At 32.3% G+C, this 22,419-nt stretch carries 19 protein-coding genes; 10 read left to right on the plus strand and 9 right to left on the minus strand.

What is annotated here, in order from left to right; translation table 11 throughout:
* Positions 1 to 21 precede the first annotated feature (21 nt).
* Positions 22 to 402, plus strand: a complete 381-nt coding sequence (locus IR010_RS11310) for a RidA family protein (protein ID WP_194603850.1) — start codon at positions 22 to 24, stop codon at positions 400 to 402.
* Here IR010_RS11310 and IR010_RS11315 read toward each other — a convergent pair.
* The 5 genes from IR010_RS11315 to IR010_RS11335 all read right to left on the minus strand — a co-directional run bounded on the left by IR010_RS11315 (position 383) and on the right by IR010_RS11335 (position 8,637).
* Positions 383 to 757 (minus strand): methylglyoxal synthase, encoded by a 375-nt coding sequence (locus IR010_RS11315; RefSeq protein ID WP_029273108.1) that lies wholly within the window; start codon positions 755 to 757, stop codon positions 383 to 385. The two genes, IR010_RS11310 and IR010_RS11315, sit on opposite strands and share 20 nt — an antisense overlap.
* Positions 758 to 767: 10 nt before the next feature.
* Positions 768 to 1,619 carry an N-acetylglucosamine kinase gene (locus IR010_RS11320; RefSeq protein ID WP_194569043.1) on the minus strand — a complete coding sequence of 284 codons (852 nt, stop codon included), beginning with the start codon at positions 1,617 to 1,619 and terminating at the stop codon, positions 768 to 770.
* Positions 1,620 to 1,750: 131 nt separating this feature from the next.
* Positions 1,751 to 2,755 (minus strand): type I glyceraldehyde-3-phosphate dehydrogenase, encoded by a 1,005-nt coding sequence (gene gap / locus IR010_RS11325; RefSeq protein WP_194603853.1) that lies wholly within the window; start codon positions 2,753 to 2,755, stop codon positions 1,751 to 1,753.
* A gap of 98 nt (positions 2,756 to 2,853) precedes the next feature.
* Positions 2,854 to 3,840 carry a 6-phosphofructokinase gene (pfkA, locus tag IR010_RS11330; protein WP_029273105.1) on the minus strand — a complete coding sequence of 329 codons (987 nt, stop codon included), beginning with the start codon at positions 3,838 to 3,840 and terminating at the stop codon, positions 2,854 to 2,856.
* A gap of 309 nt (positions 3,841 to 4,149) precedes the next feature.
* Complete coding sequence (locus IR010_RS11335; RefSeq protein ID WP_228515145.1) at positions 4,150 to 8,637, minus strand: translocation/assembly module TamB domain-containing protein; 4,488 nt, start codon at positions 8,635 to 8,637, stop codon at positions 4,150 to 4,152.
* Between the two features lie 205 nt (positions 8,638 to 8,842).
* On the opposite strand from IR010_RS11335, the gene tsaD reads away from it, so the two are divergent.
* The 8 genes from tsaD to IR010_RS11375 all read left to right on the plus strand — a co-directional run bounded on the left by tsaD (position 8,843) and on the right by IR010_RS11375 (position 15,934).
* Positions 8,843 to 9,865 (plus strand): tRNA (adenosine(37)-N6)-threonylcarbamoyltransferase complex transferase subunit TsaD, encoded by a 1,023-nt coding sequence (gene tsaD, locus IR010_RS11340; protein WP_194603856.1) that lies wholly within the window; start codon positions 8,843 to 8,845, stop codon positions 9,863 to 9,865.
* Between the two features lie 2 nt (positions 9,866 to 9,867).
* Positions 9,868 to 10,581 carry a 16S rRNA (uracil(1498)-N(3))-methyltransferase gene (locus tag IR010_RS11345; RefSeq protein ID WP_194603859.1) on the plus strand — a complete coding sequence of 238 codons (714 nt, stop codon included), beginning with the start codon at positions 9,868 to 9,870 and terminating at the stop codon, positions 10,579 to 10,581.
* Between the two features lie 142 nt (positions 10,582 to 10,723).
* Complete coding sequence (locus IR010_RS11350) at positions 10,724 to 11,362, plus strand: DUF4159 domain-containing protein (protein WP_194603862.1); 639 nt, start codon at positions 10,724 to 10,726, stop codon at positions 11,360 to 11,362.
* A 10-nt stretch (positions 11,363 to 11,372) separates the two neighbouring features.
* A complete protein-coding gene (locus IR010_RS11355; protein ID WP_194603865.1) occupies positions 11,373 to 11,867 on the plus strand; it encodes a TrmH family RNA methyltransferase in 495 nt (164 codons plus the stop codon).
* A 159-nt stretch (positions 11,868 to 12,026) separates the two neighbouring features.
* Positions 12,027 to 12,977, plus strand: a complete 951-nt coding sequence (locus IR010_RS11360) for a zinc metalloprotease (RefSeq protein ID WP_029273099.1) — start codon at positions 12,027 to 12,029, stop codon at positions 12,975 to 12,977.
* 109 nt (positions 12,978 to 13,086) lie between these two features.
* Positions 13,087 to 14,178, plus strand: coding sequence for an AI-2E family transporter (locus IR010_RS11365; protein WP_194603868.1), 1,092 nt, complete (start codon positions 13,087 to 13,089; stop codon positions 14,176 to 14,178).
* A 2-nt stretch (positions 14,179 to 14,180) separates the two neighbouring features.
* Positions 14,181 to 15,368 (plus strand): THUMP-like domain-containing protein, encoded by a 1,188-nt coding sequence (locus tag IR010_RS11370; protein WP_194569053.1) that lies wholly within the window; start codon positions 14,181 to 14,183, stop codon positions 15,366 to 15,368.
* Between the two features lie 2 nt (positions 15,369 to 15,370).
* Positions 15,371 to 15,934, plus strand: coding sequence for a hypothetical protein (locus tag IR010_RS11375; RefSeq protein WP_029273096.1), 564 nt, complete (start codon positions 15,371 to 15,373; stop codon positions 15,932 to 15,934).
* Here IR010_RS11375 and IR010_RS11380 read toward each other — a convergent pair whose 3' ends face one another.
* Complete coding sequence (locus IR010_RS11380) at positions 15,935 to 16,588, minus strand: M15 family metallopeptidase (protein WP_194569055.1); 654 nt, start codon at positions 16,586 to 16,588, stop codon at positions 15,935 to 15,937.
* A gap of 236 nt (positions 16,589 to 16,824) precedes the next feature.
* Here IR010_RS11380 and IR010_RS11385 point away from each other — a divergent pair, with 236 nt between their 5' ends.
* On the plus strand, positions 16,825 to 17,352 hold the full coding sequence (locus IR010_RS11385) for a hypothetical protein (RefSeq protein WP_194603871.1): 528 nt from the start codon (positions 16,825 to 16,827) through the stop codon (positions 17,350 to 17,352).
* A 45-nt stretch (positions 17,353 to 17,397) separates the two neighbouring features.
* On the opposite strand, the gene IR010_RS11390 is transcribed toward IR010_RS11385, so the two are convergent.
* The 3 genes from IR010_RS11390 to IR010_RS11400 all read right to left on the minus strand — a co-directional run bounded on the left by IR010_RS11390 (position 17,398) and on the right by IR010_RS11400 (position 22,376).
* Positions 17,398 to 18,501, minus strand: coding sequence for a fatty acid desaturase family protein (locus tag IR010_RS11390; protein ID WP_194603874.1), 1,104 nt, complete (start codon positions 18,499 to 18,501; stop codon positions 17,398 to 17,400).
* A 178-nt stretch (positions 18,502 to 18,679) separates the two neighbouring features.
* Entirely contained in the window at positions 18,680 to 21,076 is a 2,397-nt protein-coding gene (locus tag IR010_RS11395; protein WP_194603876.1) for a TonB-dependent receptor, read from the minus strand.
* Between the two features lie 319 nt (positions 21,077 to 21,395).
* Positions 21,396 to 22,376: a M20/M25/M40 family metallo-hydrolase gene (locus IR010_RS11400; RefSeq protein ID WP_194603879.1), complete on the minus strand. Its 981-nt coding sequence runs from the start codon at positions 22,374 to 22,376 to the stop codon at positions 21,396 to 21,398.
* Between the last annotated feature and the right edge of the window lie 43 nt (positions 22,377 to 22,419).

Below are 22,419 nucleotides of genomic sequence, written 5' to 3' on the forward strand. Positions count from 1 at the left end.
TTTCGAATAAAAATAATTCATATGAAAAAAATCATCTTTACTGAAAAAGCTCCTGCTCCAATCGGTCCTTACAATCAAGCCGTATTATCAGGAAATACAATTTATGCTTCTGGACAAATTGCTATAAACCCAGCTTCAGGAGAACTTGTTACTGAAAATATTCTTGACGAAACAAAACAAGTTATGGAAAATATAGCAGCAATTCTAGAAGCTGCAAATATGACGTTTGAAAACGTTGTGAAAGCAACTATTTTTATCATGGATATGAATAATTTTGCTGCAATAAACACGGTTTACGGATCTTATTTTAACGAAAAAACCGCTCCAGCTCGTGAAACGGTTCAAGTGGCATGTTTGCCAAAAAATGTAAATGTTGAAATTTCTATAATTGCAGTGCAATAGCATCTAATAATAATTGTGCCGTTGCTTCATTCGTGGCCAGCGGCACATTGTGCACATCACAAACACGAATCAGCATATTGATATCAGCTTCGTGTGGATGACTCGATAAAGGATCTTTAAAAAAGAAAACCATTTGAGTTATTCCTTCTGCAACTCTTCCTGCAATTTGTGCATCACCTCCTAAAGGTCCAGAAAGCATTCTTTGCGTTTTAAAACCTGCAGCTTCGGCTTTTCCTCCAGTAGTTCCTGTACCAATCAGCTTTATTTTTTCGTGATGCAAAACAGCCTCGTTTTTAATTAAGAAATCAATTAAATCAGCTTTTTTACCATCATGAGCAATAATAGCAATTTCCATAAAACCAGAACTATTGATTAGCAACATGGTATGCAATTAGTCCATCAATCGGTCTTCTTAAAACATTACCTAATTGTAGTTCATATTTATTAAATGTTTCTTGTAATTCATCTTTTAAATAGAAAGCAATAGAACCAACAAAATGAACTGGAACTTCTTTACAATTATCAAATTGGTGAATGTAATTTTTAACGAACGATTTCATTCCTTTGAAGATAATTTTTCTACAAAATTCAGAATCTTTATGTTTGATCAAGAACTTCGCAAAAGTCGCTAAATATGCGTTTGGATTTGGTTCTTTGTATAATTTGTTTTTGATAAAATCAGCATCTAAATTATATTCTTTTTCAAATTCAACTGCTAATTCTTTAGGCATTTTATTGAAATAATATTTTCTGATTAATTCTTTTCCGAAAACATTTCCACTGCAGTCATCCATAACAATATAGCCCAGCGACTGAACTTTTTGATGTAATAGTTTGCCATCAAAATAGCTGCAGTTAGAACCTGTTCCTAAAATACTTACGATTGCTTCTTCTCCTTTTGGAGTTGTTGCATAAACCGCAGCATAAGTATCTTCATGAACTTCAACTATTGCATTATTAAAATATTCTTGAAATATTTGAGAAAGAGAAGTCTGCATTCTCTCCGTTCCGCAACCTGCTCCGTAAAAGAACAAATGGGTAGCATTTTTTTTATTTTGAAGGATATCAAAACGATCGTTTAATCTTGAAACAATTTCAGGACCGTCAAGAATTTCAGGATTTAATCCTAAAGTTTGTGTGGTGAATAATACTTTTCCATTATCATCAATTGCAATCCAATCGGCTTTAGTAGATCCACTATCAACTATTAATTTCATTTTCTTTAGTTTTTGGATTAGTTTTTCTTTAACTAAATTAAAAAGTGTACTTTTTACATTAATTAAAGACGTAACAAAATAAGAAAATCCCGTTATTTTGAAATAACGGGATTTTGTAAAATTATATAATATTATTTTAAACCTGCAATGTGTACAGATAAATCAATCAATTTACTAGAGTATCCGTACTCATTGTCGTACCAAGATACAAATTTGAAGAAAGTTGAATTTAAACCAATTCCTGCAGTAGCATCAACGATTGAAGTTCTTTTGTCAGAAATAAAATCTTGCGATACAACAGCATCTTCAGTATATCCTAAAATACCTTTCATTGTAGTTTCAGATGCAGTTTTTAAAACAGCCAAGATTTCTTCGTATGAAGTTTGTTTAGAAACTTTTACAGTTAAATCAACTACAGAAACGTCAGCAGTAGGAACACGGAAAGACATTCCAGTTAATTTTCCATTCAAAGAAGGAATTACTTTTCCAACCGCTTTTGCAGCTCCAGTTGAAGAAGGAATAATGTTAATTGAAGCAGCACGCCCACCTCTCCAGTCTTTTCTAGAAGGTCCGTCAGCTGTCATTTGAGTTGAAGTTGTAGCATGAACAGTTGTCATTAAAGCTTCTTCAATTCCGAAGTTATCGTGAATAACTTTAGCTAAAGGAGCTAAACAGTTTGTAGTACAAGAAGCGTTAGAAACAACTAAATCAGAAGCTTTTGCAGTTTCGTGATTTACTCCCATTACAAACATTGGAGCATCTGCAGATGGAGCAGAAATAATTACTTTTTTAGCACCACCTTTAATGTGCTCATTTGCAGTTTCGATAGTTGTGAAGATACCAGTACATTCTGCAACTACATCAACATCAACTTCGTTCCATTTTAAGTCAGCTGGATTTCTTTCTGCAGTAATACGGATATTTCTTCCGTTTACGTAAAGTTTTCCTTCTTTTACTTCTACAGTTCCGTTGAAACGACCGTGAACTGAATCATATTTTAATAAGTAAGCTAAGTGATCTACATCTAATAAATCGTTGATTGCTACTACTTCTACATTATCTCTATTGAAAGATTCTCTAAAAACGATTCTTCCGATACGTCCAAATCCGTTTATTCCTAATTTTACTTTTGACATTTTACTTAATTTTTGCTTTTGTTTTTATTACACTAATTTAAAGTCTAATTTCCTCACAATAAACTTCTTTCCTTTTTTAAACTTTTAACTTTATATCTTTATGTCGACATGATATCAGACACTCTCAATAATTCTCTATCAATTTCAGATTTACCTTTAATTGCCTGCTCAAGTGGTGTTAAAGCCACTTTATCAGCTTGTAAACCAACCATGTAATTAGATTTTCCTTCTATTAAAGATTCTACTGCCTTTACACCTAAACGGCTTGCTAAAACACGGTCAAAACAAGATGGAGAACCACCACGCTGCATGTGTCCTAAAACAGAAACTCTTACGTCGTACTCAGGCAAATTAGCTTCAACATAATCTTTTAATTCGAAAACGTTTTTACCAATTTTATCGCCTTCAGCAATAACCACTATACTTGATGATTTTCCTGAAGCTTTACTTTTTTGAAGAGAGTCTAGCAATCTGTCTAAACCTAAATCTTCTTCAGGAATAAGGATTTCTTCTGCACCAGCTCCAATACCTGCATTAAGAGCAATATGACCTGCATCTCTACCCATAACCTCTACAAAGAACAGACGGTTATGTGAACTTGCAGTGTCTCTAATTTTATCAATACAATCTACAACAGTATTTAAGGCTGTATCATATCCTAAAGTATGACTTGTACCAAAAATATCATTATCAATTGTACCTGGAATTCCCATTACTGGAAAATCATATTCTGAATTAAAAATCAATCCTCCGGTAAAACTTCCGTCACCTCCAATTACTACTAGAGCGTCAACTCCAGCTTTCAAAAGATTTTCGTGCGCTTTTTTTCTACCTTCTGGGGTTCTAAACTCAACAGAACGAGCCGATTTTAAGATCGTTCCACCTTTGTTTACAATATTATTTACGCTTCGAGGGCCCATTTCTTTGAAATCTCCTTCGATCATTCCTTGATACCCTCTATAAATTCCTATGCATTCTATGTTATGATAAGCGCATGTTCGAACAACTGATCGTATTGCAGCATTCATTCCTGGCGAGTCTCCTCCTGAGGTTAGAACACCTACTTTTTTTATTGTTTTTGGCATTATTTAAGTATTAAAGTGTAAAATTAGCAAACATTCACCACTTTCTAGGTTATGTTTATAATAAATTAATAAAATATGTTAAATTCAAACGTTTTCGTTAATAAGTTTTTCGATACTAAAAAATTCATTTAAAATAATAAAAGGTGCTTATTTTAATTAAATCCTTAAAATTAACAATACATAAATGAAGTGTTATAAAAATGTGAGGTTGACTTCATTACGCAAAAATATTTTGGAAATCTAAAATTAGTATAAAAAAACCATTCGTTGTGGCGAATGGTTTTTTTATTACGCTTTTTTAACAAAAGCTTAAAAATCGTCATTATCTGGAATCAATCCTTGATTATTGCTATTTTGGGGTTGAGGCTTTTTTTCGTCATCTTTTTTATCTGACTTTTTATTATTTTTTTCAGCTTCTTTTTTATTATTAAAGTTGATAAAATCAGGATTCAGATAAGAGTCCGGATCATCAGAAGAATTTTTTATTGCTCTTTCAAGTTTATGGCTTTTGAATAATTTATTCACCAGTTCGCTGAACGTATCAAAATCTACTTCATACGAAATACCGACTCCTTGTGTATAACCAATTCCTTGTCCTATATAATTGATATCGTTTTCTTTATTAAACAAACGAAGGTTCATTGATCCATCTTCATTCACTCTGTACAATATTTCTATATCTCCAACAATTGCTGATTCATTAACACCTCCTACCGGAACTCCGACTTTTCCATTAATCGATATTTTTTCATTAATCTGAGAGGAAATATTTGCTACGAACTGACCATCTGCTTCTTGTCCAATTCTTTTGTCTGCCGAAATAAAATTTAAATCAATATTAAATTTATCATTATCTGATTTTATGATACCGCCCAGCAAACTTGCTGCTGTTTCTGCAAAAGTTCCAGACAAATCACTTTGATTGAAACCATCCGGACTCATAAACGAACCAGTTGAAAGCAAATACAAAGCTTGGGTCTGACGGACATCTTTATCGTCTAATTTATATTGAATCTCTGATTTTAAAACATTACTCACAGAAGGAAATTGAATATCAAAATTAGGCTCCGGACTTGTTAAATCTCCTCTTAAACCAATAACTACTTCAACTGGCACTTTTTTATTGAAAGAAGAGTTCTCTAGTAATACAGCAGGATTGGCAGAAGTTCGATAAACTGCTTCTAAATTCAACTGTGCTTTCATCGGGTTTCCTTCCCAAATAATAGATCCACCTTTTTTGACTGCGAATTTTTTATCAATTAAACCGCCATATTTAAAATTATAAGTTCCTTCATATGCCTGGAAATCTCCCCACATATTAAATTTACCGAGTGTATTAATTTTAAACAAAAGCGATCCATATCCTTTTCCTTTCATACCATGTCCAGAGTTTCGGTCTAAAATTACTTCTACTTCGGCATCTGGTGTTATATCAAAATCAAACTCTAGTTCAAGACCGTTATAGTTTCTGGTTTTCTCGACAATACCATTCGCTAGATTGTATTTTTCTTTTGGCGTTACAAAATGAATCCAACTGCTTTCTCCAACACTTTGAACATTATTAATAGGTATCTTAACTTCTGTGCCTTTTTCAGATTTGGCATCCACTTTTATAAATAAACTTTCTGTTGGTCCTTTTATACTGGCTGTTCCATTTATAAATGCTGTACCAAAATAAGCCGCATCATCACTGTCTTTAGTATCCAGCGCCAGCAACCTTTTAGATGTTATGGTTAAATCAAGTTTCCAGTCACTAAAATTATGATGCTCTATACTTCCATTCAATAATCCTTTGGTATTGTATTTTGTATCAGTTAATTGATTGTTTCTGAATAAAAACTTTTCATCTGTCAAATCAATTACGGTTCGATCGCTTAATTCATAATCTGTATTTAGGTACGGAATTGTCATTCCTGCCTTTTCTACATACAATCGTCCGTTGATTTCAGGTTTTTTTAGATTTCCAACAACAGCCGCATTTCCAGAAACAGATCCTCTGACGTTTGACAAAACATCTCCTCCAACAGTTCCTAAAGTCGCCAGATTAAATCCTTCGAGTTTTAAATTCAGATCTAAAAAAGTCTCTTTATTTTCGACAGCAAAAGTTCCGTTTGCTCTAAACGATTCTGTAAAACCATTCTGTATTGATGAATTTATGGTAAACTTTTTAAAACTTTCATCACCAGAAATATCAAAATTCAGCGTTCCTAATTCTATTTTATTCAAATTAAGATGATCAATGACAATCGAGGCCGTGGGCTGATAAACATTTTTATTTTGCTTGTAATTGATATTTCCGTTCATATTACCATTAAACACAAACTTCGATGTTAAAGGCGTAATTTTATTAATATCAACATCTTCAAAATTCAGCACAATATCTTTATAATCACTTCCTTTTATAATTCCGTTTAAATCAATTTTCTGATTTTCATGTGATAACACTATATTATCAATAGTAAAATTTTTAAAGTTTTTATCAAAAACAATCTGATTGTCTTTTTCTGCATTTTCGTTTAAATACCATAAATAGTCTTTAAATTTCATTTCAGATTTTTTAATCCCGACAATATTATTTTTGTTTTTATCGATGGTATGATACAAATCCAGATTAAAATAATCCTGACCTTTTTCTCCGCCTTTAAACTCTGAACGAACAAACAAAGTATCTTTTGATGTTACATTGATCAAACTAAAATCACGCACCTTATAATAAGGCGTTTTGATACTGTCTAACTCGACAAAAGCGTTATAAAGCGGGTTTTTATTATCGATATTGATTCGGACATTATCAAATGTATTTTTTGATGCCGTTATTTTTTGAGAATTAAATCTGAATTTAAATTCTTGCAAATCAGAATCAATTTTACCGCGCACTACAGTCGACGAATCGATATTGATTTCTGGATAAAGCATTTCTACAACTTTATCATAAACATGAAAATTGAAACGCAGGAACTGTCCTTTTTTAACTTTATAAGGTTTATAATTGGTATAAAGACTTCCAACCGAATTCATTACCAATTTATCTAGCTGATCAAAACGGAATTTCCCAACGATTTTACCATTAACAACATCGGTAGAATTAATCGTTATTGTTCGCAGTCTATCGGCATCAAAATTTGAAGTAACCTGCAGTTCATCAAAAGCATAAGTTGACTTTGGGTTCTGATATTCAGCATCTTTTATATAAATATTTCCTTGAAGATTTTCGATAGAATTACCCGTTACCTGAACAACGGCATCTCCTTTAAAATGAGAAATCGAATCGTTTATAAACTTAAGTTTTCGTAAATCTGCATTTTCAACATTAATATGAAAATCGTACCTGCTTTCGCGTTTGCTCAAATCAACTAAACCATCAAAAGTTAAGCTTAGGTTGGGATCGTTTACAGAAATCTCTCCTTTATAATAAGGCAATTTAAAATTACCATTTACTGTTATATTATTATAAGTGTACTTATTGTAATCTAATTTTGCAATATCACCTTTAATAATTGTATTCAAATACTTTTCAGTAAACCCGACTCCGTCAACATCTAAATTTAAAGTGGTTTTGCCAATATCTTTTCTCGCTAACAAAGCTCCCACATCAAAATTTTCTAAGATTATATTACCCGAATATGATGCTTTATCAATAAAATCCATATTATTCATATGAATATCTGCCTGACCGTTTCCTAAATCAGTAACCATTTTAAAATCGGCTTCAAGATCAGTCGTAGAGACTTTTGCTTTTCCGACAATATTAAATTTCCCGACTCTTTTAAGTTCTTTAGGTAATTTTTTACCTAAAACATTTGGCAATAAAACAACCAAATTATCATAACTTGAAATCAACCTGTCGAATTTTCCTTCCATAGAAAACTTTTGGGTTTTATCTCCTAAAAGATTCTTGAAATTAATGTTTCCAACAATTCGAGAACCGTTTGTATCGCTTAGCCTAAGCCCTCTTAAATTAAGATTATTGAGTGTTCCTCTTAGTTTAGTTTTGATTTTAAAATGCTGGTTTTTTCCTAATCCGTCATAAAAATATCGAATGTCATTTGAGGCAATTGAAGCAGAATCTAATGCAACATTAAATTTTACTTTATCTGTAAAATGAAGAAAATCTTCTACTTTATAATTTAAAACAGCCTCTCCATATATTGAAGATCTTTTTGTTTTAATTGCAAGATTTTCAACTTTTATCTGTTTTTTGGTATACGTTAATTTTCCAGTGAAATTAGAAACATACAAACCACGGTGGTCTAAAAAAGAAAAACGGTGAATTGTTGTTGTAACATTCGGTCCTTCTAGTTTAAAATCACTGATGTAAGCATTTAATTTTTTGAAATCCAAAAATCTAGGAGTCATTTTATTTTCATCAACAACTGAAAAATTTCCTTGAGAAATATAAGCGTTTCTCGCTGTCAGCAAAAAGTGCTTGTTTGTTTTAGAAGGCTTATCCGACTCAAATAATCGGATAAATTTATTGATATTATTTTCGTTTTCGTTTTTATAGGTTTTTAGATTAAAAATCAAACCTGTTAAACGAAGATCACCAAATATTAAATCACCATCAAGCAATCTTTTAATACTTAAAATATCGGTAGAAATAATATCAGAATAAATTAAAACCTTTTTGTGATGATCGTAAATCAAAACTTTTTTAAGTTTTACGCCTCCAAAAATATTTACAGCAACTTTATCAACATGAATATCTGTTTTAAAATCTGAATTTAGAGATTCAGTAACATATTGGGCGATTTTTGTCTGAACGTAAGGCAAAGACAATGTTATAGCCACTGCTAGCAAAAGTAAGATTAACCCAATTAGGGTTCTGGATACTATTTTCTTTACTTTTTTGATAGCTGCTTTTATTTTAGTTTTCTTTTAATTTATTTTGAACAGCAAAGATCGACTGTTTTGATAAAAATTCTTTAATTTTGGCTTCTCCTTTACAATCAAAGAAAATTAAAAATTTGATTTGTCAAATATAATTCAAAATTTGTGCCTTTATATGCAAAATTCAGAGGTTTTTATTCTTGCCATCGAAAGTTCCTGCGATGATACTGCTGCCGCGGTTTTACATAACGACAAAGTACTCTCAAATGTTGTAGCCAATCAGTTAATTCACAACCAATATGGTGGTGTAGTTCCTGAATTAGCTTCGAGAGCACATCAGCAAAACATTGTTCCGGTAATCGATGCTGCACTTCGCAAAGCAAATGTACAAAAAGAACAGCTATCCGCCATTGCTTTTACTCAAGGGCCAGGTTTAATGGGGTCTTTATTGGTAGGAAGTTCTTTCAGCAAATCATTATCACTAGCATTAAAAATTCCGTTAATTGCTGTAAATCATATGCATGCGCATATTTTAGCACACTTTATTGATGAAGAAGGGTTTGACAAACCTGAGTTTCCTTTTTTAGCCCTAACCATAAGTGGTGGCCATACCCAGATTGTAAAAGTTAATGGTTTTTTTGATATGGAAATTATCGGTGAAACTACAGATGACGCTGTTGGAGAAGCATTTGACAAGAGCGCAAAAATTTTAGGACTTCCCTATCCTGGCGGTCCATTGATCGACAAATATGCGAAATTGGGAAATCCAAAAGCTTTTGCTTTTACAAAACCAAAAGTTCCCGGATTGGATTTTAGTTTCTCTGGATTAAAAACAGCTATTTTATATTTTATTCAAAAGAACAAACTTCAAAATCCAAATTTCATCGAAGAAAATCTAAATGATATTTGTGCTTCTATTCAATACACAATCATAGAAATTTTGATGGATAAATTAAAACTTGCCGTCAAAGAAACCGGAATTAAGCAAATTGCAATTGGCGGAGGCGTTTCTGCAAATTCAGGAATTAGAACCCGATTGAAAGAAAGCGAAGGCAAATACGGCTGGAAAACTTTTGTCCCTAAATTCGAATACACAACTGATAATGCTGCAATGATTGGAATTGTAGGCTATCAAAAATATTTATCAAGTCGTTTTGAAACTTCTTCAGTTGTTTCTAAAGCGCGAATTCAATTTTAATTATGCAATTATTTTACAATCCAGATATTGACGAAACGACTGAAACTTTTTCTTTTGATAAAGAAGAAAGCCGTCATATTATAAAGGTTTTACGCAAAAAAGATTCAGATATTCTGCACGTTACAAATGGTTTGGGATTGTTGTTTGAAACCGAAATCACGCTAGCATCGGACAATAAATGTATTGTTGAAGTGCTTTCGATAACAAAATCTCCTGAACCAAAATTTCGTTTGCATTTAGCCGTAGCACCAACTAAAATGAACGATCGTTTTGAGTGGTTTTTAGAAAAAGCAACTGAAATTGGAATTCAAGAAATTACGCCAATTTTCTGTGATCGTTCTGAGCGTAAAGTAATTAACTTAGAACGTTTTGAGAAAATTATTTTAGCCGCGATGAAACAGTCGAACGAAACATTTCTTCCTAAATTGAATGAAGCAATTTCGTTTAAAGAATTCGTCAAACAAAGAAATGAAGGACTGCAATTGATCGCGCACTGCGAAGAAACAGATAAAAAATCGCTAAAAGAAGTTTTAAAACCAAACGAAAATGTTACTTTGCTCATTGGTCCTGAGGGAGATTTTTCTGAAAAGGAAATTGCATTGGCTTTAGAAAATAATTTTAAGCCTGTGACTTTAGGAAATACGCGATTACGAACTGAAACTGCAGCTGTTGTGGCTTGTCACAGCGTTGTATTTTTTAATGAAACATCAAATTAAAATCACAGCTATATACAATTGCGGCAAGTTTGTCATCTCGAGGAACGAGAGATCACACTAGCAGCTCTACAAAGATTGGCGATATAGCATGAGGAATTTCAATTGTGATTTCTCCTTCGTCGAAATGACAAAACATATAATTATGAAAAAAATATTCTTGTTATTTTTATTGATTTCAATCCCTTCTTTCTCACAAGAAATTGCTTTGCTGAAATACAGTGGCGGTGGTGACTGGTATGCAAATCCTACTTCTTTGCCCAATTTAATCCGTTTTTGCAATTCGAATATTAATACGCGCATAAAAGCAAAACCTTCAACGGTTGAACCAAGTAATCCGGACTTGCTTTCCTACCCGTTTGTACATATGACCGGACACGGAAATGTTGTTTTTAGCGATTCTGACGTTACCAATCTAAGAAATTATCTTACTGCGGGAGGTTTTCTTCATATTGATGACAATTACGGAATGGATCAATACATTCGAAAAGAAATTAAAAAGATATTCCCAAATAATGATTTAGTTGAAATTCCTGCCAATCATCCTATTTTTCAAAAACCATTTCCTTTTCCGAATGGATTGCCAAAAATTCACGAACACGATGGAACTCGCCCTCAGGCTTTTGGAATTTTCGTCGAAAACAAATTGGTTCTCTTATATACGTACGAATGCGATTTAGGAGATGGCTGGGAAGATCCGGAAGTACATAATGATCCTGCAGATGTTCGAGACAAAGCCTTGAAAATGGGTGCGAATATCATTAATTATATTTTTACCAACTAATTTTAAAAAAGTGCAGCTTACTCACGAAGAAAATCAATTTGAAAGAAAAACATTTCCGATTACATTAGTTTGTGATCATATTTATTTTCAGCAGAATATCGGGTCTCTTTTTAGAATTAGTGAAGCTTTTGGTGTTGAAAATATTATTTTTTTAGGAAAAGATATTCCGCTGACACCAAGGAAAATAAACAAAACCTCACGCAGTACGCATCTTCATGTACCGCATACTATAATTGAAGAAACTTCAGATCTGATACATTATCTGCTAGAAAATAGATTTGAAATTATCTCTTTAGAAATTGCAAACAACAGCAAACCGCTAAAACAAGTCTTAATTCCTGATCATCAAAAAATTGCTCTTATCATAGGAAGTGAGATTGATGGAATTTCTGATGAACTTTTGAAAATTTCAAACCAAATTGTACACATAAATATGTTTGGAAAGAACAGTTCGATGAATGTTGTACAAGCTGCAAGTATAGCTTTGTACGAATTTACATCTTAATAAAATTGTGTTAATTTTTGTAGGAATCAAGCTGTACGGGCTGTTGTAAAATTCTCACAAATAATTTGATATAAAAATTTGGCTACAAAGTGTTTTTGTTATAAAATTGCGATCTGGTTAACCAAATCAAATTTTTTATAACAAAAAACCCAAATTATTATGAAAAAAGTTCTTATTTCCGCAGTTGCTGCTTTAGTACTGTTTGCATGTCAAAATGATCAATCTGAAACTAGCGGTTCAGAAGCAAGTGCAATAACTCGTCGTGGATGCGCCTCACAACAAGTTTTAGAAGCACAATTAAAAGCTGATCCTATGTTAGCAATTCGAATGAATGAAATTGAAGCCTTTACAACAAACAAAATTTTAACCAATCGTTTGGTAAATGGCAAAATTGAAATTCCGGTAGTAGTTAATGTTTTGTACAAAACAACTGCTCAAAACATTTCGAATGCACAAATCCAGTCTCAAATTGACGTTTTAAACAAAGATTTTAATGCATTAAACTCTGATTTCAATAGTGTTCCTGCACTTTTTGCTGGTGTAAAAGCCAACGTAGGAATTACATTTGTTTTAGATCAAGTTATCAGAAAATCTACAACAAAAACTTCTTGGGGAACAAATGACGCCATGAAAAAAACGGCTCAAGGTGGTATTGCACCAACTTCTCCTACAACAAAACTTAACTTATGGTCTTGCGCTATTGGCGGCGGTATCTTAGGGTATGCACAATTTCCTGGAGGAGCATCTGCAACTGACGGTGTTGTAATCGATTCTAGATATTTTGGATTATCTGGTGCTGCTAATGCTCCATTTAATTTAGGAAGAACTGCAACTCACGAAGTTGGTCACTGGATGAATTTACGTCATATCTGGGGAGATGCAACTTGCGGAAGCGATCTAGTTGCAGATACACCAACTCACAACGAGGAAAACTATGGTGTACCGGCTTATCCACATTATAGTACTTGTTCTGGAACTCCTGTAGAAATGACAATGAACTACATGGATTATGTTGACGATAATGCTATGTACATGTTCTCAAACGGACAAAAAAGCAGAATGGCAGCAATATTTGTTTCTGGTGGTCCAAGAGCTGGATTCGGAATCTAAAAACAAAAATAAAATCAATTATAAAGCGAGATCTAAATGGTCTCGCTTTTTTTTGTTTATCCCGCTATTTTAAAAGCTTTTTCCTATATTTATAGTCTAAAACCAAAATATGATCACATCAAAAATTATTTCTAACGGAATTTTAAGAGCTTTATCTACCATCTTAGTTGTGGGAGCTATTTTATATTTTTTATACGAAATACAAACTGTAATTGTGTATTTATGTATTTCATTAATACTATGCCTTATTGCCAATCCGTTAGTGCAATTTTTAAAAAATAAATTAAAATTCGGAAATTCTTTGGCTGCCGCCACGACGTTGATCGTTTTTATATTATTGCTAGTTGGATTTATATTTTTGTTTGTTCCGTTAATTATTTCGCAGGCCAATAATTTGTCACTATTAGATACCAATAACCTGCAAAACCAGTTTATGCAAACAGAGCGAAGTATTGAAGCTTATTTTAATATTCAGCATGTCGATTTGAATAAAATGCTAAAAGATTCAAAAATTACATCAGCATTTGGGATTGGTTATTTTACAGGTTTTATCAATTCTTTAATAAACTTTTTAGCCAATATGGGAATGGGTTTAGTTTCTGTATTCTTCATAACTTTTTTCTTTATTAAAGACCAAGATGCTTTTAAAGCAAGTGCCAGAAGAATTCTTCCGGATTCTAATGAGGATAAAATTATAAATTCGATTACTAAAATAAATCATTTGCTGACGCGCTATTTTATTGGATTACTGCTTCAATTAACTGTGGTTTTTATTTTGTATCTGATTGTACTGCTTATTTTTGGGAATCAAAATGCATTTGTAATTGCTTTTTTATGTGCCATTTTGAATATCATTCCATACATCGGACCAATTATCGGAACAATATTAGCCGGAATCTTGACGATGATCAGTATGATTGGAAGTGATTTTCAGTCAGAGATTTTACCTAAAACCATTTATGTACTTATTGGATTTTTACTTGTTCAGGCAATTGATAATAATATCAGCCAGCCTATAATTTCATCAAAAAGTGTAAATTCGCACCCGTTAGAAATATTCTTGATTACATTAATCAGCGGTATTACTTTTGGAATTGTCGGAATGATTATCGCTATTCCAGTTTATACCATGCTCAAAGTAATTTTAAAAGAATTTTTTCCTAACAATAAAATTGTATCTGTATTAACTGAAAGAATTTAGCTTTGAACACTTCTATTCTGCACCAAAATATTCAAGATTTTATATCTCAAAATGTTGGTGCTCCGATTGCAAAATTAGCGTTTCAGAAAAATCCTTTTCCTGAGGTCGACTGGATTTTGATTTTAAATCAGATTGAAGCCAAATCAAAAGCAAAAGAAAAATTACCTACTTGGTTCTCAACGGAAAATATACTTTATCCGAGCAAGATTTCTGTTGAACAAACCTCATCTGAAAAAACAGCTTCTTATAAAGCTTCATTAATTTCTGGTAAAACTTTAATTGATCTGACTGGCGGTTTTGGAGTTGATGATTATTACTTTTCTAAAAAGTTTAAAGTCGTTGCGCATTGCGAAATCAACGAGGATTTATCAGCAATTGTAAAACATAATTTTGAACAGTTAGATGTTAAAAATTGTTTTTGTTATGCCGATGATTCTGCTAATGTCTTAAACGAAGCCGAATCAGGTTTTAAATGGGATTGGATTTACATTGATCCTTCTCGCAGAAATGACGCGAAAGGCAAGGTTTTTATGCTGAAAGATTGTCTGCCGAATGTTCCTGATTCTTTAGATTTTTACTTCGAAAAAGCCGATTCAATTTTAATTAAAACGGCGCCTTTATTGGATATTTCAGCTGGTTTATCTGAATTAAAATTCGTTAAAAACATTCATATTATTGCCCTTCAAAATGAAGTAAAAGAATTGCTTTTTGAGATTCACAATCATTATTTTGGTGAAATAACAATTAAAACAGCTCATATTTTAAAAGACAAAACAGAAACTTTTGAATTTGTTTTAGGAAATGAAACTGTATTTCCCTCTTTTAATCTGCCTCAAAAATATGTTTACGAACCCAATTCAGCAATAATGAAATCTGGTGGTTTTGATGAAGTAAGTACTGTTTTTAAAATAGATAAACTTCACAAACACTCGCACTTATACACCTCAGCAGAATTGATTGATTTTCCGGGGCGACGTTTTGAGATTGAAAAAGTAATTTCGTACAGTAAAAATGAAATGAAAAATGAGCTCGTTAATACGCAAGCCAATATCACAACAAGAAATTTTCCGGACACGGTAGAAAATATTCGAAAAAAGTGGAAAATAAAAAATGGAGGAAATGTTTATTGTTTTTTTACAACAGATAAAAATGATAACAAAATAGTTTTAATTTGCAGAAAAATTACTTAAAAATGAAACAACTAATTACACTAACTTTTTTTCTATTAACCTTTACCGCATTTGCCCAAAAACCATGTGAATACAGTGCCAATGTAACTGACTCAATTGGTACTTATAAAATTACAAATGAATACCTTGTGAGCGAGAAAAACTTTGGAGGAACATCTAATTATGTTTTCTTCGCTCTCGCGCAGACTGATGGTCTTCCAACTTTAAATTTACAGCTTATTCAAAAAAGCAAAGACTTTATAAAAGCAAACTGTTTCGACAAAAACTCAAGAGTATTTTTGCAATTGCAAAACGGAAAAGTAGTGACTTTAATACATATCGATCAAGAAAACTGTGGTACGCTAATTCATGATAAAGATGTTAACAATCGCATTAATACAGGGATTTTTATGTTTATGAAAGATAATTTCGAAGAGTTAAAAAATTCGCCCGTTACCATGATGCGAATTAAATATTTGACTGCTACTGAAGATTATATTATAAAAAGCGAATTAACATCTGAAATGAACAATAAGGTTTATAAACCAGATACTTATTTCATGGATAATATTCGCTGTGTTGAATAATTAATCGCATTTCCATTTTTGATTGGCCACTTTATCTTTTAAACCTGCTTTTAAATTATAATGCCACCATTCAGAATCAAAAGAATTGAAGCCATTTTTTATCATGATTTTCTTCAGAAACTTTCTATTTGATTTTACTTCATTTGAAAGTTTTGTATAATTATGACTCGCTTGAATTCCGAAGAAATCAAAAGGAGTTCCCATATCCACTTCTTTTCCATTTACATCAACTAAAGAAATATCAACGGCTCCTCCTCTATTGTGGATGGAGCCTTTTTTTGGATCTGCCACATATTCTGGATTCGACACGATCTCCCACATTTTCTTCTGGATTGATAACGGTCGGTAACAATCGTATAATTTTATCTTAAAACCTTTTTTCTTAAACTCTTTATTTGCTGCAACTAAAGCTTGAACTGTTTTAAAACGCAAAAAACATTCGGCACAATCATATACTTTGGCTTTTAGAAAATTATCATCTGTAGCATATTTCATATCATAAATAAAATCACTGCTAAAGTCTTTTAAATTAACAAAAGTTGTATCTGCAATTTCTTGTTTTACTGGTCTTGAATACACTTCATTTTGAGCGTTCGAAGCAGTAATAAAAAACATAGAAAGTATAAAAATTAAAGATTTAGTGCAATTCGTCATAAAGCGTTTATTTGAAAAATGAAATTAAGCAAAAAAAAGGCAAACTCCTATTTTAAATTAATTCGTTCCCAATTTCCATCTTTAATAAAGCTATTTCCCTTTAAGAAAAAACAAAAATTAAACTATAAAAACCAGTACTAATTTACTTTCAATTACCCTAATAATCTAATATATTTTCGTTAAATTAGCTCATTAAGACTTTATAAACCAATTATTTAATTCAAAAAATAAACATTATGGAGAAAAAAGCAAAGAATTTATTTATAGTTGCCTTGAGTTGCTTTGCAATGGTTTCATGCAAAAAAGAAACTATTAAAAGTATCCCAACGACAGATTCCACCTCAATAAAAATCGATGCTTTAAAAACAGATTCAGCTGTAATTAATCCGTCAGACACATTAAAAAGCTTGGTTGATAAAAGTGTTATCGGCACGCATTTATTAACCAATAGCAGTATAACACCACGATTAAAAACACTTTTAGGCACAGAGTATGATCAAATGGTAAAATATTGGAACACAGAAACTCCATTTACCAAAGAAGGCGATATTTTGCATGCCGGCGGCTGTAAACAGCACGACTGTACAACGTATTCATACGATCTTTATATCGACGCAAAAAACAATAAAATCAACGTCTATAAATTCAGTCAATCAAAGTTAACCGTTTTTGCAGAAGATAATTTCAGAATTATTTTAAAAGATTCGTTATTACAAGATTTAAACACTAAAAAAATTAACGCCAATATTGAGAAGAAGTTTTGAATTATGAGTTATTAGTTTCGGCTTGTTAGTAAGCATAATTCATAATTAAATTTCTCCTATCATCATAATATTCTCATGTATACCTTTATTTTTAAGCATTCTGAAATGCGAACGAACGGCATGATAAAAAGGATATGAAGTGTATGGAAGATTATATTCTGCGGCATAACGCCTTATAATCGGTGTTATATAAGGATAGTAAGTATGCCCAACCCCCGGAAAAAGATGATGTGCAACATGATGTGTAAATCCGCCATATAAAAAGTTAGCTAATTTGCTGTTTGTACTGAAATCTTTTGTAACAATCATTTGATGCATTGCCCAAGTAGCAGAAAGATTTCCGTCTTCGTCTGTTACTGGAAAGTGTGCATCTTCATCAACATGTGTAGATACAAGTGCCACGACGCCAATCATACTGCCAAACAAATGCATGGCAAACCAAGCCACTAAAACAAGATACCATGGCTGACTCAATAATAACATTGGCAGCAACAGCAAATAAAAAAGATTGATTGCTTTTGCGATAAATAAAGTATACACTTCACGAGTTGGAATAGCCTCTACCACTTTTTTGACGTAATTGTCCTTCTTCCCGAAAAAATCCTTAAAATCTCTGATGTAAATCCAATTCAGGCTATAAAAAGGATAAATAAGCCACATATAAATATGCTGATACTTATGATAATTAAACAAGGGACTATTTGGAAAAATCCTGATTATATCACTTTGCTTGATGTCAACATCCCAATCTGGAACGTTAGGATAAGCATGATGAAGATTGATATGCCGTCGCGTCCAAAGCCAATGATTACCGCCAAAAAGTTCTAAAACATACATAAACCATTCGTTGTGTTTTGATTTTTTAAACAATGCTCCGTGTGCTGCATCATGAAATGCATTTATAAACAACACAATCATGTTGATACCGCACAAAATATAAAATAGAAATAGCAAGGGAGTACTGTTTCCGAAAATTAAAATACAGCTATAAAATAGAAAGAAGAGAACTAAAAGTCCCAAAGATTTAATAATATTAAAAAGGTACAAGGATGAGTTTTGTAAAATAGTTTCGTTCACTTCTGTGCGCATCTTTTTAAAAAAATCATCAGTACCGGCTTTGAGATAAACCGGGCGTTTTAATTTTTCCATAACAGGCATTGCTAGAAATTATCACACCAAATTTAATAAAAAAAGTTAAAACTCACTATATCAAAATATTGCATTGTAAAAAATCACAAAAAGGTTACGTTTGATTTCCTTTTTCAACTATAGAAAAAGCCCGAACAGATGTTCGGGCTTTTTCCTATCATTATATGGGTTAATTCAATTAGAATTTAAACGTTACGCTTCCCATAATGGTACGTGGAGCCTGAACGTTGATTGTAGTATAACCGTTAAAGTATAATTCATCTGTAAGGTTATTTACTTTTAATGCTACTCTGTATTTAGGCTGATCATAGTACAATGCAGCATTTATTACAGAATACGATGGAAGTGCAAAAGTTTCGCCTGGTCCGTTATCGTAAATATTTGTAGCATCTCCGTAGTTTCCTCCAAATCCTAAACCTAATCCTTTAAGTTTAGTTTCTTGCAGGTTATAGCTAAACCAGTAATTAATCAAAGTCTCTGGTCCTGCGGTTACAGGTCTTTTTCCGTTTAAGTCTGAGTCATTTTTAGAGAAACCAACCAGAAGATTTAATCCAGGAATAGGGTTAGCAGTAACTTCTACTTCAAAACCTTTACTGAATTGTGTACCGTTCTGAATACTTGCATTTGGTAAATTTGGGTCTGCTGTTACGATATCTTTTACTTTGATGTCATAGTAACTGATTGTAGCGCTTAATTTGTTTTGGAAAGCATTTAATTTCACTCCTCCTTCAAATTGATTCGCTCTTTCCGGATCAAATTGTACTAATTGAAGTGCACCTCCAACGTTAGCGTTTAAGAATCCTTTGTTGGTAAAACTATTTTGGTAGTTACCAAATACAGATAATTGATCTTTTAAGATTTGAAAAACTGCACCAAATTTTGGTGAGAATGCATTTTGAGAAAAGTTCTCAGCTTTAGTATTTGCAGCAGCATCAAATGATCCTTGATTTTCAAAATGATCGAAACGTACCGCTGCTGAAACTAATAATCTTTCTGTAATATTAATTGCATCTGCAACGTACGCACTATATGTAGATATATCGCTGTTTGTAGTATAAGGAGCATTACCATTTCCAGCCATTGCATCTTTTACATTGGTTGGGTTAAAATCATAATAATTTGCTGCTGTTCCATTATAATTTACTACATCGTATGCAGCAAAATTTGGTAAACTTTGGTATCCTAATTTATTTGTACCGTTGTATAAATCAATACCTGCTAAAAAGCGGTTTCTCATTGATCCGATATTTAAATCACCATTGAAGTTTTGTTGAAATTCTATAGCATTATCTCTACCGTTTGCATCCCAAGCATTTCTTGATAACTGTTCGTTTGGCAAAAGGTAAAACCATGTTTGCGGACCTACTGCTTTATTAGAACTGCTGCTGAATACAGATTGAGAAGTCCATTCGTCAGAGATTTTATAATTAGCCTGTGCAAAAACATTGAATGTTTTAGTATTCGTAATAAATTCATTTCCTAAGAATGATCTTTTGAAATTGATGTTAAGATCTTTAGCATTACTTACTCCTAAATCAGCAATCGATACTCCAAAAGGAAGATAGATTAATGACATACCTGAATTATCCTGACTTCCTATTTCAGCATCTATAGATACTGTTAGTTTATCGTTTATTTTATAAGAGAAAGAAGGTGCGAAAAAGTAACTTTTTGACGAACCGTAATCCTGAAAAGTATTAGCACTGCTATAAGATCCATTTAATCTGAACAATGCAGTATGATCTTCGTTTATAGGAGTATTGATATCAGCTGTTAAACGGCTAAATCCATAGCTTCCATTTTGATATGAGATTTCTCCACCAAAATTTTCGTAAGGCTTTTTAGTCACACGGTTGATTAATCCTCCGTAAGATGAAAGTACATTTCCGAATAATGTAGCAGATGGTCCTTTGATAACTTCAATTCGCTCAAGATTTGCAGCATCTGAATTGCTGTTTACTTTTCCTGCAAGACCATTTCTTACTAAACTCTGAGTAGTGAATCCACGTAGTGAATACCAAGAACCTCCATCACCTGCACGATTCGTAGCTCCCCATAATTGGTATAAACCTGGAACGTTTTTCAACGCTTCATCTTGGTTTGTAACCAATTGGTCTTTCATCAATTCTTTAGTCACAACATTATATACTTGCGAGTTTTCAATGTTTTTAACTGACATTCTAGAAACGTATTCGCTTTCTGATTTAGTGTACTTGTTTGCATTACCTTTTACAAATACTTCTGTAAGTGTTTCAGATGTTGTGATTAATGCAAAGTTTTCTACAATTTCAACTCCAGATGTAATTGTAATGCTTTTTTCTTTAGCAGAAAATCCTACTACAGAAGCTTTTAATGTGTAATTACCTGGTTTTACATTTTTTATCTCATAGTTTCCCTGAGCATCAGTAACAGTTCCGATGTGGGTTCCTTTAAGAGTTATTGAAACATTATCTGCAATTTCATCATTAGACAACGATACTGTACCTTTTATGGTACCAGTTTGCGCAAACGAACTTACAGCAGTCAGCAACATTAAACAGCTGCTCAAAAGCGGAAGTAATATTTTTACTTTCATGTTATTTAGAATTATTTTGAATAGCGCAAATTTATACGTTGTGTTAAAACAAACCAAATTATTTTTATTTATTCCAGATAATAATGCGAATGCTCTGTTTTACTATTTATTTGTTATTATTTTTAATGTAAAAAAAGAAGATTGCTTTTTTTTATCCGAAATACTTATTTAAGTATAAAAGAAAGAAGCTTTTTAAGACAAGCGAATAGTGCTAATCAGGATTACATAGTGAACCTATAAAAACAAAAAAGCCTTCAAAATCATTAATCTTGAAAGGCTTTTTTTATTTAAATAATAAGTCCAAAAGGATTCTTTATTTTTAATCTTGTTTTATAAAATAAAGTGATTCCTGATAATTTGCAATTTGTACCAAAGCATTGTAAATATACTTTACGACCAATGCCCCTCCATCAATATTAATTAAATCGATATCATCTTCTGGAGTATGATATTGCGGATGTCCGCCCGTATGAAAACCAACTGCGGATATAGAAGATTTGTAAAAAGAAACATGGTCAGATCCTCCTACATCTCCCGCATGTATAACAGGGTTTAATCCGTTGTTTTCTTGTAATTTCTTCATCAATTCAACACCATTTGGGAAGGTTCCGGCTCCTCCCATATAAAGTTGTTTTTCAGTATTCAATCTTCCTACCATATCCATATTAAGCATAACTTTTACAGCGCTTTTTTCGACAGGCAAATGACTCACAAAATATTTAGAGCCTACCAAACCTTCTTCTTCACCGCTGAATGAAATAAAAATAATACTCCTTTTTGGTTTTACTGAGGATTTAGATACTTCTTCTAAAATAGAAAGCAAAGCTGCAACACCAGAAGCGTTGTCATCTGCTCCGTTATGAATTTCTACGGCTTCCTTTTTTTTACTGCTAGAGCCTGCACCTCCCCATCCCCAATGATCATAATGCGCGCCTATTATGATAAATTCATTTTTAAGTTTATCATCTGATCCTTCTATATAGCCTACAACATTTTGAGTTGTAACGCTGTCTGACTTCACTTTGTTTATTCCTTCTTTTACAAATACTTTAAAAGGCTGATAATAACTTTGGTTGAATTCTTTCAAACCATATTTTTTAAAATATTTTTTGATATAAGATGCTGCATCATTATTTCCTTTTGTGCCAGGAAAACGGCCTTCTAATTTATCCGAAGAAAGGTACTTATCGTGCTTATAGAATGTCTCTGCATTACTATTATTTTGAGCGTTAATGCTGCTATTAAAAAATAATACACTTATGAAAAAGGGTTTAATTTTTGAAATTTGAAAAGATTTCATGACTTATGCTTTGTTTTAAATAACTTGTTTTGTAAAATAAAAA

This window comes from Flavobacterium sp. MR2016-29 (assembly GCF_015350695.1).
Classification (GTDB): Bacteria; Bacteroidota; Bacteroidia; order Flavobacteriales; family Flavobacteriaceae; genus Flavobacterium.

Bases quoted from the DNA above. Each gene is read 5' to 3' on its own strand.
- tsaD (WP_194603856.1), top strand. From the start codon at position 8,843: ATGCAAAATTCAGAGGTTTTTATTCTTGCCATCGAAAGTTCCTGCGAT.
- IR010_RS11315 (WP_029273108.1), bottom strand. From the start codon at position 757: ATGGAAATTGCTATTATTGCTCATGATGGTAAAAAAGCTGATTTAATT.
- IR010_RS11350 (WP_194603862.1), top strand. From the start codon at position 10,724: ATGAAAAAAATATTCTTGTTATTTTTATTGATTTCAATCCCTTCTTTC.
- IR010_RS11385 (WP_194603871.1), top strand. From the start codon at position 16,825: ATGGAGAAAAAAGCAAAGAATTTATTTATAGTTGCCTTGAGTTGCTTT.
- IR010_RS11365 (WP_194603868.1), top strand. From the start codon at position 13,087: ATGATCACATCAAAAATTATTTCTAACGGAATTTTAAGAGCTTTATCT.
- gap (WP_194603853.1), bottom strand. From the start codon at position 2,755: ATGTCAAAAGTAAAATTAGGAATAAACGGATTTGGACGTATCGGAAGA.
- IR010_RS11380 (WP_194569055.1), bottom strand. From the start codon at position 16,588: ATGACGAATTGCACTAAATCTTTAATTTTTATACTTTCTATGTTTTTT.
- IR010_RS11310 (WP_194603850.1), top strand. From the start codon at position 22: ATGAAAAAAATCATCTTTACTGAAAAAGCTCCTGCTCCAATCGGTCCT.
- IR010_RS11320 (WP_194569043.1), bottom strand. From the start codon at position 1,619: ATGAAATTAATAGTTGATAGTGGATCTACTAAAGCCGATTGGATTGCA.
- IR010_RS11360 (WP_029273099.1), top strand. From the start codon at position 12,027: ATGAAAAAAGTTCTTATTTCCGCAGTTGCTGCTTTAGTACTGTTTGCA.
- pfkA (WP_029273105.1), bottom strand. From the start codon at position 3,840: ATGCCAAAAACAATAAAAAAAGTAGGTGTTCTAACCTCAGGAGGAGAC.
- IR010_RS11375 (WP_029273096.1), top strand. From the start codon at position 15,371: ATGAAACAACTAATTACACTAACTTTTTTTCTATTAACCTTTACCGCA.
- IR010_RS11395 (WP_194603876.1), bottom strand. From the start codon at position 21,076: ATGAAAGTAAAAATATTACTTCCGCTTTTGAGCAGCTGTTTAATGTTG.
- IR010_RS11390 (WP_194603874.1), bottom strand. From the start codon at position 18,501: ATGGAAAAATTAAAACGCCCGGTTTATCTCAAAGCCGGTACTGATGAT.
- IR010_RS11345 (WP_194603859.1), top strand. From the start codon at position 9,868: ATGCAATTATTTTACAATCCAGATATTGACGAAACGACTGAAACTTTT.
- IR010_RS11400 (WP_194603879.1), bottom strand. From the start codon at position 22,376: ATGAAATCTTTTCAAATTTCAAAAATTAAACCCTTTTTCATAAGTGTA.